At 45.8% G+C, this 16,181-nt stretch carries 14 protein-coding genes; 4 read left to right on the forward strand and 10 right to left on the reverse strand.

Annotated features, from left to right (window positions below):
- Positions 1-5 precede the first annotated feature (5 nt).
- The 4 genes from ACXAFM_RS06225 to ACXAFM_RS06240 all read right to left on the reverse strand — a co-directional run bounded on the left by ACXAFM_RS06225 (position 6) and on the right by ACXAFM_RS06240 (position 7,853).
- Positions 6-2,930 (reverse strand): nitrate reductase, encoded by a 2,925-nt coding sequence (locus ACXAFM_RS06225; protein WP_474827868.1) that lies wholly within the window; start codon positions 2,928-2,930, stop codon positions 6-8.
- 88 nt (positions 2,931-3,018) lie between these two features.
- Entirely contained in the window at positions 3,019-3,390 is a 372-nt protein-coding gene (gene nirD / locus ACXAFM_RS06230) for a nitrite reductase small subunit NirD (protein ID WP_474827870.1), read from the reverse strand.
- A 36-nt stretch (positions 3,391-3,426) separates the two neighbouring features.
- Positions 3,427-5,976, reverse strand: coding sequence for a nitrite reductase large subunit NirB (nirB, locus tag ACXAFM_RS06235; protein WP_474827872.1), 2,550 nt, complete (start codon positions 5,974-5,976; stop codon positions 3,427-3,429).
- Positions 5,977-6,287: 311 nt separating this feature from the next.
- Entirely contained in the window at positions 6,288-7,853 is a 1,566-nt protein-coding gene (locus tag ACXAFM_RS06240; protein WP_014978293.1) for a SulP family inorganic anion transporter, read from the reverse strand.
- A gap of 457 nt (positions 7,854-8,310) precedes the next feature.
- Here ACXAFM_RS06240 and ACXAFM_RS06245 point away from each other — a divergent pair, with 457 nt between their 5' ends.
- Positions 8,311-8,598 (forward strand): hypothetical protein, encoded by a 288-nt coding sequence (locus ACXAFM_RS06245; RefSeq protein WP_014948232.1) that lies wholly within the window; start codon positions 8,311-8,313, stop codon positions 8,596-8,598.
- A 306-nt stretch (positions 8,599-8,904) separates the two neighbouring features.
- Positions 8,905-10,245 (forward strand): nitrate- and nitrite sensing domain-containing protein, encoded by a 1,341-nt coding sequence (locus tag ACXAFM_RS06250; RefSeq protein ID WP_474827874.1) that lies wholly within the window; start codon positions 8,905-8,907, stop codon positions 10,243-10,245.
- Positions 10,246-10,251: 6 nt separating this feature from the next.
- On the opposite strand, the gene ACXAFM_RS06255 is transcribed toward ACXAFM_RS06250, so the two are convergent.
- The 4 genes from ACXAFM_RS06255 to ACXAFM_RS06270 are packed head-to-tail and all read right to left on the reverse strand — an operon-like array spanning position 10,252 to position 12,612.
- Positions 10,252-10,905 carry a nucleotidyltransferase family protein gene (locus ACXAFM_RS06255; RefSeq protein ID WP_474827876.1) on the reverse strand — a complete coding sequence of 218 codons (654 nt, stop codon included), beginning with the start codon at positions 10,903-10,905 and terminating at the stop codon, positions 10,252-10,254.
- Between the two features lie 2 nt (positions 10,906-10,907).
- Positions 10,908-11,600: a phosphatase PAP2 family protein gene (locus ACXAFM_RS06260; RefSeq protein WP_474827878.1), complete on the reverse strand. Its 693-nt coding sequence runs from the start codon at positions 11,598-11,600 to the stop codon at positions 10,908-10,910.
- Between the two features lie 32 nt (positions 11,601-11,632).
- A complete protein-coding gene (locus ACXAFM_RS06265; protein ID WP_474827880.1) occupies positions 11,633-11,953 on the reverse strand; it encodes a BolA family protein in 321 nt (106 codons plus the stop codon).
- Positions 11,954-11,958: 5 nt separating this feature from the next.
- Positions 11,959-12,612: an alpha-ketoglutarate-dependent dioxygenase AlkB family protein gene (locus ACXAFM_RS06270; protein ID WP_474827882.1), complete on the reverse strand. Its 654-nt coding sequence runs from the start codon at positions 12,610-12,612 to the stop codon at positions 11,959-11,961.
- A gap of 307 nt (positions 12,613-12,919) precedes the next feature.
- Between ACXAFM_RS06270 and ACXAFM_RS06275 the strand changes: the two genes are divergently transcribed.
- Together ACXAFM_RS06275 and ACXAFM_RS06280 are read left to right on the forward strand one after the other, a co-directional pair.
- Positions 12,920-14,152, forward strand: coding sequence for a methyltransferase (locus ACXAFM_RS06275; RefSeq protein WP_474827884.1), 1,233 nt, complete (start codon positions 12,920-12,922; stop codon positions 14,150-14,152).
- Between the two features lie 74 nt (positions 14,153-14,226).
- Entirely contained in the window at positions 14,227-14,835 is a 609-nt protein-coding gene (locus ACXAFM_RS06280; RefSeq protein ID WP_474827886.1) for a peptidylprolyl isomerase, read from the forward strand.
- A gap of 55 nt (positions 14,836-14,890) precedes the next feature.
- On the opposite strand, the gene ACXAFM_RS06285 is transcribed toward ACXAFM_RS06280, so the two are convergent.
- Positions 14,891-15,409, reverse strand: coding sequence for a GNAT family N-acetyltransferase (locus tag ACXAFM_RS06285; protein WP_474833838.1), 519 nt, complete (start codon positions 15,407-15,409; stop codon positions 14,891-14,893).
- Positions 15,410-15,448: 39 nt separating this feature from the next.
- The gene (locus tag ACXAFM_RS06290) at positions 15,449-16,072 is read right to left on the reverse strand and encodes a gamma-glutamylcyclotransferase (RefSeq protein WP_474827890.1); all 624 of its coding nucleotides are present in this window, start codon (positions 16,070-16,072) and stop codon (positions 15,449-15,451) included.
- Positions 16,073-16,181: the final 109 nt, after the last annotated feature.

A 16,181-nucleotide genomic window follows, 5' to 3' on the forward strand; every position in this document is an offset into this window, starting at 1 on the left:
CGCTCCTAAACAGATTGGGTTTCTATAACTAAATGCTTGTCTATAAGCTCGTACAAGGCGGGCTTACAAGAACCACAGTTCGTGCCGCATTTTAACTGCTTACCAAGTTCGGTTACCGATGAACAGCCTTTGGTGATGGCATCTGTAATCGTCCTTTCACGCACTTCAAAACAGCTACAAACTACATCGCCTTTTAGAAATGCGTCATCCACTTGGCCTCGTAATAAATTGCGTTGTGACTCAGTGGAAATCGCCGTATTTAATAGGCTGGCAAGCCACGCATTCGGCACAGTCCACGTGCTTGTTGTGTCTGCCGCCACAAGAGCCGCGCCTGTTTTTTCTGGCTCATCACCCAAAAATGCAGCGAAGCACAGTAAGCCATCGACAAGCGCAAGACATACTGAAAAAGTGTGATGTTGAAACTGTAATAGCACCGCGTTTTGCGGTAACTGTGGTATCAAGCTTTGAGTAAATTCACGACGGCTTTTGTTGGAGGCTACATTTAATACTGATAGTGATTCTTCAGAACTACTTCCTTTCGATGTAGCGCTTTCGGCTTCAAGTGGTGTTTTATTCCAGTAATCACATATTTTCTTCAGCGCATCGTGATTATCAATGCTGGGATTATCGATGTTGGGATTATCAATACTGGGGTTATCAATGTTGCTTTTTGAGTCGTGTGCCGATTGTATTTTTGACGATAAAAAGAGTTTTCCATACGTAGCGTAACGTACAGGTGCAATAGCCACTGCAGCATGCTTTAGTTCCGGCTGCCCTGAAATTGGGTCTACCGCGCTCGCGTAAAGTGCACCTAGTTTACTGTGCGACCCCCATTGCGCAGACCAATGAATGGGAATGAATACTTCGCCTTTGCGCATATCCGTATCCGTTTTTACCGGATAGATAACAGGGGCGTCTTTACACACTGCACTTGTCAAAGAGACGAGGTCATTATTTGCAACACCTAACTCAGCAGCGTCTTTTGGGTTTATGTATACAGGGGCGCTGGGCATATGGGCGAGTAACTTTGCGGCTTTACCCGTGCGCGTCATGGTATGCCATTGATCTCGAGCTCGACCGCTGTTAACGACAAAAGGGTAAGCGTCTGACATAACCTGCAATGGGGCTTTATAGGTTACGGGAATCAGTTTAGCCTTACCGCTAGGCGTCGAAAACTGCTTATCTTCAAAAGGACGCTTACTGATAAGGTTGGGCTTAGTGTTTGCGTTAAGCTTGGTACCGGATGAGGGAGTATTCAAAACCGCGTTATAAAAAGGCCACTGGATAGGTGATAGAGCGTTGTACTGAGCTTCATTTAGACTTTGCAAAGGTGATAAGTCTAACTGGCGTTTGCCATTATTGTGATAGCCAGTTAAGCCAGCGTATTCACAAAATATTTGCGACGGATGAGTAAAGCTAAATGCCTCGCCAAAACCCATTTTAGCCGCCACGTCGCACAGTATTTGCCAATCGTGTTTTGCACTTCCAGGCGGGTGCAATATGCCCCGCTGACGTGAAATACGGCGCTCTGAGTTCGTCACTGTGCCGTCTTTTTCTGACCAACCCGTAGCAGGGAGGGCAATGTGGGCGTAGTCAAGCGTATCATTCGCTTCAACAATATCAGACACTACGACCATCCCGCACTTTGAAAGTGCGCGCTCAACTTGTCCTCGGTTGGGCATACTGACAACAGGGTTAGTCCCCATTATCCAAACGAATTTTACTTTACCTTCTTCAATGGCGTTAAAAAGGTCTACCGCCTTAAGCCCCAGACCTTTGGGCATAACGGGTGCGTCCCAGTAGGTTTTTACTGCTTCGATATGCTCAGGATTTTCTAAATCCATGTGGGCAGCTAGCATGTTAGCTAAACCACCGACTTCACGCCCTCCCATGGCATTGGGCTGACCTGTGATTGAGAACGGCCCACACCCGTCTTTGGCAATCAAGTCTGTAGCTAGGTGGCAGTTAATAATGGCTTGGGCTTTATCTACGCCAGCGGAAGACTGATTAACGCCCATAGAATAAAAAGTAATGGCGCTAGATGCTTCACAGAATGCGTCGAAAAAAGCCTTAACCTTGCTTTTTTCTATATCGCATACGCTAGCCACGTCATCCAGCGTTAAGCCACTTGCACTTTCAAGCGTTTCATCAAGCCCCTCGGCATAGGTCTCAACGGCGGATTTGTCTATTCGGCCTTGCGCGTTTGCATAGCTGAGTAAACCGTTAAATAGCGCAACGTCGCTACCCGGCTTTATAGGAAGGTGTAAATCGGCAATGGTACAGGTTTCGGTTTTGCGTGGGTCAACAACAATGACCTTCATATTCGGATTTTTCAGCTTTGCTCGCTGAATGCGCTGAAAAAGCACAGGATGGGCCCACGCCGTATTACTTCCCGTAATTACCAATAAATCTGTACATTCCAGGTCGGTGTAATCGCAAGGCACCACGTCTTCACCAAAGGCGCGCTTATAAGCAGCTACCGCTGATGACATGCAAAGTCGAGAGTTGGTATCTATATTGGCACTGCCGATATAACCTTTCATAAGCTTATTGGCAATGTAGTAGTCTTCAGTAAGAAGCTGGCCTGAAACATAAAAAGCAACGGCATCCGCGCCATACTGCGCAATGGTAGATGTGATCTTATCCGCAATCACATCGGTGGCCGTGTCCCAATCCACCGATTGACCTGCAATGGTTGGGTGAAGCAAACGTCCATTTAGGTCGTTTGTTTCAAGCAGGTTTGTTCCTTTAACACACAATCTTCCATAATTGGCGGGATGCTCTGGCGTGCCTTTAACAGTGTCCAGGGTTGTGGCACGCTTGCTTACGTTGCAACTGATATCTACACCACACCCTACGCCGCAGTATGGGCATGTTGTTTGTCTTAATTGTTCAGACATCATATCGGGTTGTCGTGTAGCCATATTCATTTCATTACCTTTTTCGATATCGAAGTAGTTGAATGCGTTTTTGCAAGAAGACTCTATTCATGTGGGCATTCAAATAGGGTCAGTTTGCTTAAATGCCTACAAAGACCTTCTCGCCCTCGACCTTCACAGGGTAAGCCGTGACGAACACATCATCGTGTTCTTTACACAGCCCGGTTTCTAAAAAGTAATGCTCTTTGTACAACGGCGAAGCGACAACTGGCGCACCGCCTATCGACCCCAAAAGCCCGCGATAAAGCACGTTTGCTTTACCAATAGGGTCGTAGTTACTAATGGCGAAAACCTGGGTTTCGCCGTTTATCTTCAAACTGAAAAGCGCTACTTGCTGTGAGTCGACAAGGGCGCAAACCCCACTGTTTGTCACTAAGTCGTTCGTCTCACAAACATAGTGCCATTGCACTTGCTGTGGTTCTGACGCCATTACATTTTGCGCTGCTGACATAATTTGATTCTCCTAACAGGGTTGATAAGCCAGTGGCTACACCATAGAGACAGGAATGAACTGATCTTTACCCGCTACTTTTTCAGCTTCAGTAGCTGGGCGAACCTGGCCTCGCTCTGAAACAAACTGAATGTTGGTGTCGCTAGCATTGCTGTTTACAAATTGACGGAAACGCTTGCGCGACTCAGGGTTTTCAATGGTAGTTTTCCATTCGCACTGATAGGCATCAACCACAGCATCCATCTGCGCTTCAAGCTCACTATTAATGCCAAGTGCATCGTTGATTACAACATCTTGCAAGTAAGCTAGCCCACCCTCTAAGTTGTCCATCCATACCGATGTGCGCTGTAGGCGATCAGCCGTTTTCACGTAAAACATCAGCACGCGGTCGATGTACTTAATTAGGGTTTCGGTATCTAGGTCGGTGGCAAACCGGTCTGCATGTCGAGGCTTCATGCCGCCATTCCCGCAAACATACAGGTTCCAGCCTTGCTCGGTAGCAATAACGCCAATGTCTTTGCTTTGGGCTTCTGCGCACTCACGGGTACACCCCGAGACGGCAAATTTAATTTTGTGGGGCGCACGTAAGCCTTTATAACGATTCTCTAAGTCAATGGCAGTTCCAACAGAATCCTGTACACCGTAGCGGCACCATGTGCTGCCCACACACGATTTCACGGTACGCAGTGCCTTCGCGTAAGCATGGCCGGTTTCAAAACCGCCAGCGACGAGTTTTTCCCAGATATCCGGTAAGTGCTCTACGCGCGCTCCAAATAAATCAATGCGCTGACCACCCGTGATCTTGGTGTACAAGTTGTATTCTTTTGCCACTTCACCTAGCAAAATCAACTTCTCAGGCGTTATTTCGCCACCAGGTACACGCGGTACAACGGAATACGTGCCATCTTTTTGCATGTTGCCAAGGTAGATATCGTTGGTGTCTTGCAGAGGAAGATGTGAAGCCTTAAGAATGTAGTCGTTATACACCGAGGCTAAAATTGAGCCGACAGCGGGCTTACAAATTTCACACCCTAGACCTTCACCATGCTGCTCTAGTAGCTCGTCGAAGGTGCGAATGCCGTTAACCTTAACAATGTGAAACAGCTCTTGTCGGGTGTAATTGAAGTGCTCACAAATCGCTTTTGATACTTCAACACCGCGCTTTTCAAGCTCGCTATCTACTACATTTTTAAGCAACGCAGCACATCCACCACAACCAGTACTGGCTTTAGTTTCACCTTTTACATCGCCAACGCTGCAACAGCCACCTTCAATAGCTGAGACAATGTCGCCTTTCGTTACATTTAGGCACGAGCATATAGACGCAGTGTCTGGCAGTGCATCGGCACCTAATGCTGGTGCGGCATCAGATGATGGCAGAATGAGGCTCTCTGGATGTTCAGGCAATTCGATGCTGTTAAGCGCATATTGTAATAGCGTATCGTAGTCGCTGGTATCGCCAACGAGTACAGCACCAAGCACAAGCTTTTGCTCGCTATCTACTACCAGCTTTTTATACACGCCTTCAGGCTGATTTAAGTAGGTGTAGCTAAGCGCACCTTCTGTACGTTCATGGGCATCGCCAATTGAGCCCACTTCAACGCCCATTAGCTTGAGTTTGGTACTCATATCTGCGCCTGTGAACTCGGCATCGCCGCCGGTGATATGACTTACAGCCGTGCGCGCCATGGTATATCCAGGTGCTACCAGGCCAAAGATTTTATTATCCCACAGCGCACATTCACCCACAGCGTAAATGTTTGGGTCAGATGTCACGCAGTGGTTATCAATGACAATACCGCCGCGCTCACCCAGTGTTAGCGCTGACTTTCTGCCGAGCTGGTCGGAAGGTCGAATACCAGCAGAAAAAAGAATCATGTCAGTTTCTAGTGCAGTGCCGTCAGCAAACACCATTTTATAGCGGCAGTTATCACCGGCCTCAATAGTTTGCGTTGCCTTTTGAGTGTGAACCGTAACGCCCAACGCTTCAATTTTGTCCTTAAGAACGTTACCACCTGCTTGGTCTAGCTGTACCGCCATAAGCTGCGGGGCAAACTCAACCACGTGGGTGTCGAGACCAGCTTGCTTTAATGCGTTAGCAGCTTCTAAACCCAACAGCCCACCACCAACAACAACCCCTACTTTGCTAACCGCTGCTGAAGCTTCAATAGCGAGTAGATCGTCTATAGTACGGTACACCAAGCAATGCTCTTGATCGTTGCCAGGGATGGGTGGCACAAATGGGTATGAGCCCGTGGCTAGCACAAGCTTATCGTAGCTAAACACCTGCCCTTCTGAAGTCGTCACCTTATTATTGTCACGGTCTATATCGGTAACCAAGGCATTGGTAACTACGTTTACGCCCCACTCGGCGTACTGAGCGGGTGTAGTAAGCGCTAAGTCATCAGCACTCGCGCCGCTAAAAAAAGATGACAGATAAACGCGGTCGTACGCAAGGCGTGACTCACCGCATAAAACGGTTATTTCTACATTGGCATCGCTTTGGTGAAGCTGCTCAACAAAATGATGCCCCACCATGCCGTTGCCTACGACGACAATTTGCGTTTTTGAGTCCAATGAAGTCATGGTATTCCCCTTTTTTCGGGACAAAAAAAAGCCCGCTTCAACTTTCGTTGATGCGGGCTTCGTTGCCTATTTTGCCAACGGTTTAGGTCGGCTAACACATTTTACGGAGTGTTATAAATCACACAATTTTCAGCGATTGACACAAATCACCAAAACACACTTTACGCTTATAGCTATCCAAGTTCAGTGCCAAAACCGTAAGCAATTGTTTTTATTTGATTTACTACAAAATAAGCATTATTCAGACTTCACAACTGCACCAAACAAACGCAAAACTGTGTTTACTTGGTGCATTAAGGCTTTCAAATAACTTAGGCCAGCTTATCCGTCGCTACGCGATAGCGAGGATCTTCAACCACATTAATTTCAACAAACTTATCGGCCTTGCGAAGCAGTGAGCGACACTCATCACTGATATGGCGAATGTGTAGCTTTTTACCCTGCTCTTCGTATTTGTCAGCAAGGGTATCTAGCGCATCAATACCTGATGAATCCCAAATGCGAGAGTCTTTGAAGTCAATAACTACATCGTTAGGGTCGTTGGCAATATCAAACAGGTCTTTGAAATGCGATACCGAGCCGAAGAACAGCGGGCCGTCTAGCTCATAGACTTTCCAACCGTCGTTATCGATATGGGATCTCGCTTCGATATGACGAGCGTGTTTCCATGCAAACACCAGTGCGGAAACGATAACACCCACCACAACCGCAATAGCCAGGTCAGCGATAACGGTAACGCCTGTTACTAGGAAAAGTACGAACGCATCCTCTTTGTTTACGCCGCGAATAATTCTGAATGACGCCCACTCAAATGTAGCGATAACCACCACGAACATAACGCCAACAAGGGCAGCGAGAGGAATCATTTCAATTAGCGGAGCAGCAAATAGAATAAAGCCTAATAATACAACCGCCGCGGTGATACCAGACAAGCGGCCACGGCCACCAGAGTTAATATTAATCATACTTTGGCCAATCATGGCGCAACCGCCCATACCGCCAAAGAAACCGTTTACGGTATTTGCAACGCCTTGGCCAACGCACTCTTTGTTACCACGTCCGCGGGTGTCCGTCATTTCATCAATTAATGAAAGGGTAAGAAGCGATTCTATAAGACCAACCAAGCAAAGAATCACTGAGGTAGGCAAAATGATCATGAAGGTTTCCCAGGTGAACGGCACCATAGGAATAGCAAAGCTAGGAAGTTCACCCGCTAGCGTTGCGGTATCGCGCTGGTCAGCTGGTAGCAAATCGCGAACAAAGTCGATTACAGTGCGCGCTTCAAGGTCAAGACCGTGTACTAACAAGGTTACCGTAACAATCGCTACCAGCGACGCAGGTACAGCTTTAGTTAGCTTTGGTAGTAAATAGATAATAGCCATAGTTAACGCCACAAGCCCTAACATCCAATATAGCAGCGTACCTTCCATCCACTGCAACTCACCGGCTGCGTTAGTGACTTTGAACTGGCCTAACTGCGCCAGGAAAATAACAATCGCCAAACCATTTACGAAGCCTAGCATTACCGGATATGGCACCAGTCGAATAAACTTCCCGAGCTTGAAAATACCGCACATTATTTGCAGTAAACCTGCCAAAATAACCGCGGCAAATAAATACTGCACGCCGTGTTGGGCAACCAGTGCCACCATTACAACGGCCATGGCGCCAGTAGCTCCAGAAATCATTCCTGGGCGGCCACCAATAGCGGAAGTGATCAAGCCCATCATGAAAGCCGCATAAAGACCAATCATTGGTTCTACGCCGGCTACAAATGCAAATGCTACGGCTTCAGGGACCAAGGCTAGCGCCACGGTAATACCTGATAGCACGTCGTTTTTAACGTTGCTGTCTTTACTGGTAATTAAATCGAACATGTTCTCTCAGAAGCTAAGATGTTAAACACAACAACCCACCGTGGCGTACACCGCGTGATAGCAGTACACCAAGTAGGCAGGATGATTTTTCGGCGATTCTATCACCATTGTAGCTTAAAATCTTTTAATAGATTGTTACTGATGCATAAACACTGCTTAGAGGACGCAGCGGCAAGACAACTTAGGCAAACGCCATTTAGTTTCTTGTTAATGTCGCTTCTAGGTTTAGTGTAAGACGCGCTAAATTTTAAGGCCTTTGCTGACAAAAGGCATCTTACGTGGCATCGTATTGCAGTATTTTAATAAACTAGCCCCTCGGTGCGCTTAGCTCGTAGCATGAGCCCGTAGCATTAGCCCGTAGCATTAGTTCGTAACGTTAATCCGCTACTTTGCTTAAGTTGCACTTGATGATGTGGCAATGACGTAAGGCATAGGCCTTATTTAACGAGGAGTTTACGTGGTACCTTATATTCTTACCATTTTGTGCGTGTTAGTGGCAGGCGCGATTCATTGGATGTCGCCAAAGGCTTATTGGAAAGCCACCATTATGTCTACCGCCGTTATCTTACTATTTTCTGTCGCTGCGCTGTTTATTTTTAAGGCTTCAGGAATGCTTGTAAGCGAACATACCGGGGAAAATGCAGACTTCTCCGGCCAGATGCTTACCATTACTACTATGATTGCCTTTTTCGGTTTCTTGATTTCTCTCTTTGTCGGTTGGTTTCTCCGCGTGGTTAGAAACTAGCTTTTGATATTAAATCCAAGTATCTAAAGGCGGATTGCACCACTAATGTGCAATCCGCTTACACTCTCTTCTAAAGTGCCCGTCATTTTTAACTCACCGAATTGCAATTAATTTTGCGTTACACCTATAAAAGTGACGTCTGTTAAGCATTCGGCGCATTACTCCCCCATCCAGGCTTTGCCTAACTCCATTCTGATAAACAGGGCATAAGTGTTGCTTAATTCAACGTGCTTTAAAGCAATACTTCGCAAAAAAACTATCAATAAAAAAGCGAATTGCGTAAACCAACATTTAGCAGGGCCTCTTATGCTACACGAACCTGAACAAACCATTGCGCTTTGTAGTGATGCCACGAAACGTTTTTTGCTGGCCGCAAAACATGCAGAGATCACGGTGTTAGAACAGCTTTCTAGCAACTGTCGTATTGTTATTGCGGTTCGTGAGCTTATACATGAACTGCAAAAAGAGCGCGGAGCCAGCAATATCTTTCTCGCATCTAAAGCCGAGCGCTACAAAGCTGAGCGAATGCAGTATGTCAGTGCTAGTGAACAAGCAGAGTCAATGCTAAAAAGCCATTTGAAGTCTCTTTACTTAACTGATGAGATTACTTCAGGCAACCCACGTTTATTGAGCAGTATTACTTTAGCCATGCAGGCGACAGACTATCTGCCACGCTTAAGAGAGCAAGTCAGTAAGCAGCAGCTAACGCCACTGGAATCAACTCGTGCCTACAGCCGTTTAGTGGCAAGTTTACTTACTGTCATTTTTGAAGCAGCAGATATAGCAAGCGACCCAACTATTACCCGTTTGCTGGTTGCTTTGTTCAACTTCATGCAGGCCAAAGAGTATGCTGGGCAAGAGCGAGCGTGGGGGGCAATTGGTTTTGCCGAAACCCATTTCGACGCGCGTTTATGTGAAAAACTTGCTGCGCTTCAGCAAGCCCAAGAACATCACTTCAATATATTCTGTGAATTTAGCTGTAAGCCGCATAAGGACGCGTTGGATGCTTTAAATAAAAGCCCAGCGGCAATAGATATTACACAGCTTAGAAATATGATCGCGCAGCTTGGAGACGGCAGCCCTATTGCCGCTGAAATATCTGAAGTTTGGTTCGATGTAGCGACTCGTCGCATAGATGCAATGCAAGGTATCGAGGTAGCACTGACAGAAGCCTTAACACAACAAGCTAACAGTAAAGTTGCCAATGCAAAAAATGAAATGGCCAATCATCAACAGTTGCTTACGCGCTTTAACGATGAGCACGCTAATGATGGCTCGCCGCTCACCTTATTGTTTGATCCTAGTATGCCGGGCTTAGCGGAAGATACAAAAGACGACGAAATTAAAACGCTGTCACTCAATGAGCAGACTAAAACCTTATCTGCTCACCGCTCTTTTTACGACTTACTGCGTTCACAAGCCCAGCATATAGAAGACATGGGGCGAGAGCTTGAAGAAGCTAAACGTGCAATTCAAGATCAGAAGCTGATAAGCCGAGCAAAACTGGTAGTCATGGAGCAATTTGGCCTAAGCGAAAACAACGCGTATCGCCGACTGCAAAAACAGGCCATGAGCGAAAATACAACCATAGCCTCTATTGCCGCTAAGGTAGTAGATATTACTACGAACAACTCTTTGAGAAAGTAGCTAGACCTATTTTAACCTTTGTTCGCGCAGCTTCAGTAAAGGCCAAACGTCAAGCCAATTCTTAGATCCGACTCGCTTACTAAAAACATCGGGTCTTGGATATTGGGGGTTAATACTTATGGTGCCGGCGAAATTTGCAACTAGGCCAAATGGTGCAAGTACGTCAAAATCATCATTCGCTAATAAGCGAACCGCAACACAGGTTTCTCGCTCTATCCAATATGAAATAGCGTCGTGGCAATTATTATAGGGAGCATGTCCGTGAGACAAATGCATACGCGCCTGGTTTTTCACCTGCCAATTAGCTTGGGGCATTATTCGGGTTAGCTGGCGTTCAATGGCTTTTTCTTGGTTTTTTATTTCTGATTTAGCGTCTGCAGTTATTAATGAGTGTTCTTGTTGTTGAAATGCTGGTTCTGTTGAAGTCTGGGCTACTGCAACATTCTGAGATACTGTGATTTCATCGCTAAAGTAAATCACATCAATATCGTTAAGCGGCGTTGGTTTAACCCTTTCGTGCAAATCATCCCATATAGCATTTCGCACAAATCCTGCACCTATGTAGCCCTGCGGTAAATCAAGCGACCGCAAGGCATGAAGGCAATCCATTCTGAAAGGGTCCCGCTTGATAATATCACCAAGCCGTTTGAGTTCTTGCACGCTTAACCTTTGTCTTTAATACGCAGCTTTCGCTTCCATTTAATCACGTAAAAGCAAAATGCAGCCATGCTTCCGCCAGCAAACCAGCCTGCGATAATATCACTAGGCCAGTGCACGCCCAGTAAAACACGGCTAAGGCCAATGCAAAATACCAGCAGAGTAGTCGCTAGGTATATCCATACTTGTACCCGCGTACTTTGCGTTAAATGTGTAAGCAAATGAGCCACATAAAAGTAAACAAGGGCTGATAGTGTGGCGTGAGCCGAAGGAAAACTTTGGGTATACACATCAACATGTTGCATGTTCAGCGATGGACGCGGTCTGTCGATCCCCGCTTTAAGTAGAAAAGTCATCGCAATTCCCACTGCAACGGCAATAATAAAGGTAATGGCCTTTTTCTTCTCTCCCGCCATACCCAAAGCACCTGCAACTGCTGCTACAACAAAAATTAGTACCGTATTGCTACCTAGCGCAGTGGTATCTCTAAGCACATCACGCTTCCACCCCGACACATTGCCTAGCTCGCTAATTGTGTTAAACACTGCATTATCAAATGACGTTAAAACGCCCATGTAAACAAACAGCATCATTAACAAAAAGCCTGTCCCAAGTAGTAAAACCTGAATAGCGGGTGCTTTTATCATGCTTAGATAATCGGCGATGGCGCTATTTTTTGTGTTTTTACTGCTTGTCATGTTTCTACTTCCATTTAATATGATTGAGGGTGCTACTTATCGTGCTTGCTGCCACCAAGACAGTTAGGTGATGCTAGCGACTCTCCACCTCTCGCTTCCCACTCGGCCGGTGTATACGTGTGAAGCGCCAAAGCGTGAACAGGCCCCTGCAGCGCTTCTGCCGCAAGCCCGTTAATTTCTCTGTGCCTTGCTATTAAACGCTTACCTTCAAAGGCGTCGCTCACAACGGTAACTTTAAAGTGACTCTGCGCACCGTCTGGCACATTGTGCATGAAGCTTTCATCTACAACCTCAAGATAACTAGGACTAAGTGCCGCTTCAATCGTAGTTTCTAGAAACGCTTTTACTTGCATTTGGCTTACCTTGCTCTTTGAATAAGATGTCGAAATGTAAGGTTAATTCTACCACCGATAGGCTTAGCCGTCTTTGCAATACCGTGCACATAATGGCTTTGTGTCGCGCCTGCCATAATCAATACGCTACCGTGTTCAAGTAACTGCGTATGCTTTTCCTTTGTTTCTTTATGCTTAAAAACAAAGGGTCTTGCCTCACCTAGGGTAACTGATGCAATCACGGGGTTGATTCCTAACTCGGGTTCATCATCGGAATGAAAGCTCATACTGTCTTGCCCATCGCGGTACCAGTTGGCTAGCACGCTGTTGAACGTTACTTTGTACTGTGACGCGCACGATTTTTCACACAGTTGCTCACAGCGCGCTTTAATGTCTGCAAGGCTTTCCGTCCAAGGGTTCGGTGACATGGTTAAATTTGAATAGGTGTAAGTACAATCGGGATCGCCGTGCCAGCTTTGAAGCCGAGGAATTTTTACCGGCTTGCCAAACAGCCTAATCGTATCCTGGCGCCAGGGTAACTCTTCTTGCAGTTTTGCAAAAAAGGAATCTGCAGTAGCCTGCGATAGCGCGTTAGGAAAATAAGTGACATCACCTTCAACTAACGGGAGCTTATAAGACGTGCGCTTGTCTTCAGCCGTGTCGAACAGGGAAAATTGCATGTGTAAGAACTATAATTCCTTTGATATTTTAATTCTAGCTATCTACATAGCGGTTGACGGTGCCAATGCCCCCTTTAGAGCTTGTGTAATTACACCTTATTTTCAATGAGTACGCATGCTTTTCCAGTGCGGATTGCTCTGTCATCGTTAAATATCGTGCTTCATACAAGGTGCATCCAATACCGAAGAATAACGGGTTATTCGCTAGAGCCAAGTGGTTGATATGATAAGATAGACATTAGCACGTAAACTGAATGAGCATTCCCTAGTAGATAATGCTTTGAGCCTTCTCTAAAAACAGACCCCAATGAATACAGAATTTATATTTGCCGACCGCCAGTTCTCGCTGATTCGCTACCCTGAAAAGCACCAGCATGTAAGCCTTCAAGCATGGGATAGCGCAGATGAGCTTGTTATTGAGCACATCGAAACCTTGTTAAGTGAAACATCGCTTTCAATTGGCAGCGGTGAAAATGATGGGTCAATGATGATCTTTAACGACGACTTTGGTGCGTTAGGCTGCTGGTTTTCCCATTTAGCGCCTTACTGGGTATCCGATTCTTATATTTCGTTGCGTTCACTGTCTGAGAACTTGAAAGCCAATAAGTTACTTAATGCATCAGTAGATAACAGTTCAAGTGAGCTAGCGACCGCACCGCTGCAAACGTTAACCAGTGTACAAAGCTTAACGTTTAAACCAGAAACTGCACCTAGCCTTATCGTCATAAAAGTCCCTCGCGCCCTCGCTTTGCTAGAACAACAGCTTATCGATATACAAAAATATGTTACGCCTGATACTCGCATCGTCGCAACGGGCAAAGTGAAGGCCATTACGAAGTCGGTGCTTAACTTGTTTGAGCGATATATTGGCCCTACAACCACCTCTCTTGCTAAAAAGAAATCTCGGCTTATTTTCGCAACGCCTCGTGAGTCTCTAAAACTCGCTGACTCTCCCTATCCTACGCGCTGGCAGTGTAAAAGCACCATGGGCACAGAGCTTACTATCGATAACCTTGCCAACACATTTGCTCGGCAGTCGCTGGATATTGGCGCGCGTATTATGCTTGAGCACATGACGGTAAGTGCCAATGACGTAGTGGTAGATTTGGGCTGTGGTAATGGTGTATTGGGTGTAAACGCGCTGTCTCTCGCACCTGACGCCAAAGTGATATTCGTGGATGAGTCTTACATGGCGTTGGAAAGTGCCCGACTCAACGTGTTAAACAACTTTCCGGATAAAATCGACCAGTGCGAGTTTGTGGCAAGTAACTGCTTAGAAACACTCTTAAATCGCGAAAACAAACCAGCTGTTACTAAGATTTTGTGTAACCCTCCGTTTCATCAGCAAAACGCGATCACCGATCATATTGCATGGCAAATGTTTACTGATTCTCGTGAATTGCTGATTAAAAGTGGTCACTTAGTAGTGGTTGGTAACCGACACCTCGATTACCACATTAAACTTAAAAAGCTGTTTGGTGGCGCCAAGGTACTTGCGAGTGATAAAAAGTTCGTTATCTTAGGCACTGCAAAACGCTAAGCGCGAAGAAAAGTGCATAAAGAAAGCTGCGCAAAAAAGCGCTCGAATCAAGGAATACATTTAAAGGCATTTTTATGAAGAAAATACTTTTATCACTCATCACCGTTGTTATGCTGATTGGCAGCAGTTCGTCGGTTATGGCTAAGAAAGATGATGGGTCTCAGGTTCAGCCAGATAACTATTACCCACGGGTGAAAATAGAAACGACCATGGGCGATATCGTGGTTGAGCTAGACAGAAGACGCGCGCCAATTACGGTAAATAACTTTCTTCGTTATGTGGATAAGCGCGCCTACGAAGACACTATTTTTCACCGTATAGTGCCTGGTTTTGTTGTGCAAGGTGGAGGCTATACTGCTGACTTCAACGGCAAGTCGAACTTCCCCGATATATTCAATGAGTCTGGTAACGGTTTGACTAACGACCTGCACACTATTGCAATGGCTAGACAAGGTGACCCGCATACCGCAAACCGACAGTTTTTCTTCAATGTGAATGACAACAGCAGCTTAAACCCGGGCAGAGACTGGGGCTATGCAGTGTTTGGCGTGATTGTGGAAGGCGAAGATATTGTTGATGCGATGTCGGAAGTAGAAACTGAATACTCCATTCGCCTTAACGCGAATAACGTACCCATTGAGCCGATCATTATTAAAAAGATGACGGTGTTGCCGCCTCTATAACGACGGCTTGCTTTTCGTAAACTACTAACAAAAAACAGCCATAGAGAGCAATGCTTTATGGCTGTAAATCTAACCTGAACAAATGCTGTTTTGGAAAGGTTTTATCGAAGTAGAACCCCTGCTTTTTGAACCCAAGTCGCTGTAATAGCTTTTGCGATGCTTTATTGTCTGGGTGTGTCATTGCGGTTAAAAAGCCATACCCCTCAGCAGTAGCCCAGGCTATAACCTTCTTGCATGCCTCGTAGCATAAGCCGCTTCCTCTTGCTTCTGGCAGCATCGCAAAACCCAAATCTGGGCATTCAAATGCAAAGCGATTAAATAAACCACAAACCCCTAACGGCTGTTTAGTTTTATTTAGCTCAACCGCAAGTAGACCGTACCCCCACTCTTCTCGTTGTGAATTGGTTTTCCCAATGTAATCGCAGGCATCGTCTAACGTATTTACATTTTTACTTCCAATGTACTTAAGCCACAGCTCGTCTTGCTGTAATGCCAATACCCAGTGTTGATCATCAAACGTGAGCGGTCTTAAGGTAATTCTTTCGGAGGTTAAAATTGATGCTTCAGTATTCACACTAAACTCTCTGCCAAAGGGCGTTTGCTACTGCTAAAACTAGCGCTTCGCTAAAATTTTGTCTATCTGTTCAATAGCTTCACTATTTACCTTTGCTGCACGCGGATACTTGGGTTGTGCTCTGTCATTTACTCTTGGGTGCTTCCATAGCGACGTATGTGTTACAAATCGCTCCGCTTCTCTTATGCCACCGTGTTCAAGGCAACCGGCCATACAGGTATCAATATAGGTTTGGTTAACAGGGAATGCTTCGCTTGCTGGCTCGCACGCGAGTGTTTCACAAATCCAGAAAGTAAACTGCGACAATCGCTCATTTAACGCATCTTTTACCTCACCTTGATGAAGGTGAAAATCGAGTGCTTTAGGGCTTACTTCAATAAACCTATAGTCTTTTTCCCTCTCCTGTAAGGCAGGGTTAATTTGCGTGGGGATAAGCTGAGCGTTCAGATGACTGTGGACGTTGGCCACGGCGCCTACATAGGTTTGCTCTTCATGAATACTGCGCGTTACCCAAGCCCGTTCGAAGCCAGATACAGTTACAGGGATCCCTTTAGTGAAAATGTTTGAGTGGCGTTCTCGACTGTCTTTACTAAGTAAACTTCCGTAACCTAAAACCATATGCTTTTCGGTTTGCGTACTTAGCCAATTCGCTATTTCATTCATTTTTACCTCTACGTCATAGCCGCTTCATTATCACTATTTTCGGACTATTTATCTTTGCTGTGCAAAGCCCCAAAAAACTGCGTTCACCATTTTTCACTCAGCATAAATA

It is taken from the genome of Alteromonas sp. ABD4_190 (assembly GCF_056160105.1).

Excerpts from the sequence above, each read along its gene's own strand:
- ACXAFM_RS06280 (WP_474827886.1), top strand. The coding sequence starts at position 14,227 with ATGAAGAAAATACTTTTATCACTCATCACCGTTGTTATGCTGATTGGC.
- ACXAFM_RS06225 (WP_474827868.1), bottom strand. The coding sequence starts at position 2,930 with ATGAATATGGCTACACGACAACCCGATATGATGTCTGAACAATTAAGA.
- nirD (WP_474827870.1), bottom strand. The coding sequence starts at position 3,390 with ATGTCAGCAGCGCAAAATGTAATGGCGTCAGAACCACAGCAAGTGCAA.
- ACXAFM_RS06275 (WP_474827884.1), top strand. The coding sequence starts at position 12,920 with ATGAATACAGAATTTATATTTGCCGACCGCCAGTTCTCGCTGATTCGC.
- ACXAFM_RS06250 (WP_474827874.1), top strand. The coding sequence starts at position 8,905 with ATGCTACACGAACCTGAACAAACCATTGCGCTTTGTAGTGATGCCACG.
- ACXAFM_RS06240 (WP_014978293.1), bottom strand. The coding sequence starts at position 7,853 with ATGTTCGATTTAATTACCAGTAAAGACAGCAACGTTAAAAACGACGTG.
- ACXAFM_RS06265 (WP_474827880.1), bottom strand. The coding sequence starts at position 11,953 with ATGCAAGTAAAAGCGTTTCTAGAAACTACGATTGAAGCGGCACTTAGT.
- ACXAFM_RS06290 (WP_474827890.1), bottom strand. The coding sequence starts at position 16,072 with ATGAATGAAATAGCGAATTGGCTAAGTACGCAAACCGAAAAGCATATG.
- ACXAFM_RS06260 (WP_474827878.1), bottom strand. The coding sequence starts at position 11,600 with ATGACAAGCAGTAAAAACACAAAAAATAGCGCCATCGCCGATTATCTA.
- ACXAFM_RS06270 (WP_474827882.1), bottom strand. The coding sequence starts at position 12,612 with ATGCAATTTTCCCTGTTCGACACGGCTGAAGACAAGCGCACGTCTTAT.
- nirB (WP_474827872.1), bottom strand. The coding sequence starts at position 5,976 with ATGACTTCATTGGACTCAAAAACGCAAATTGTCGTCGTAGGCAACGGC.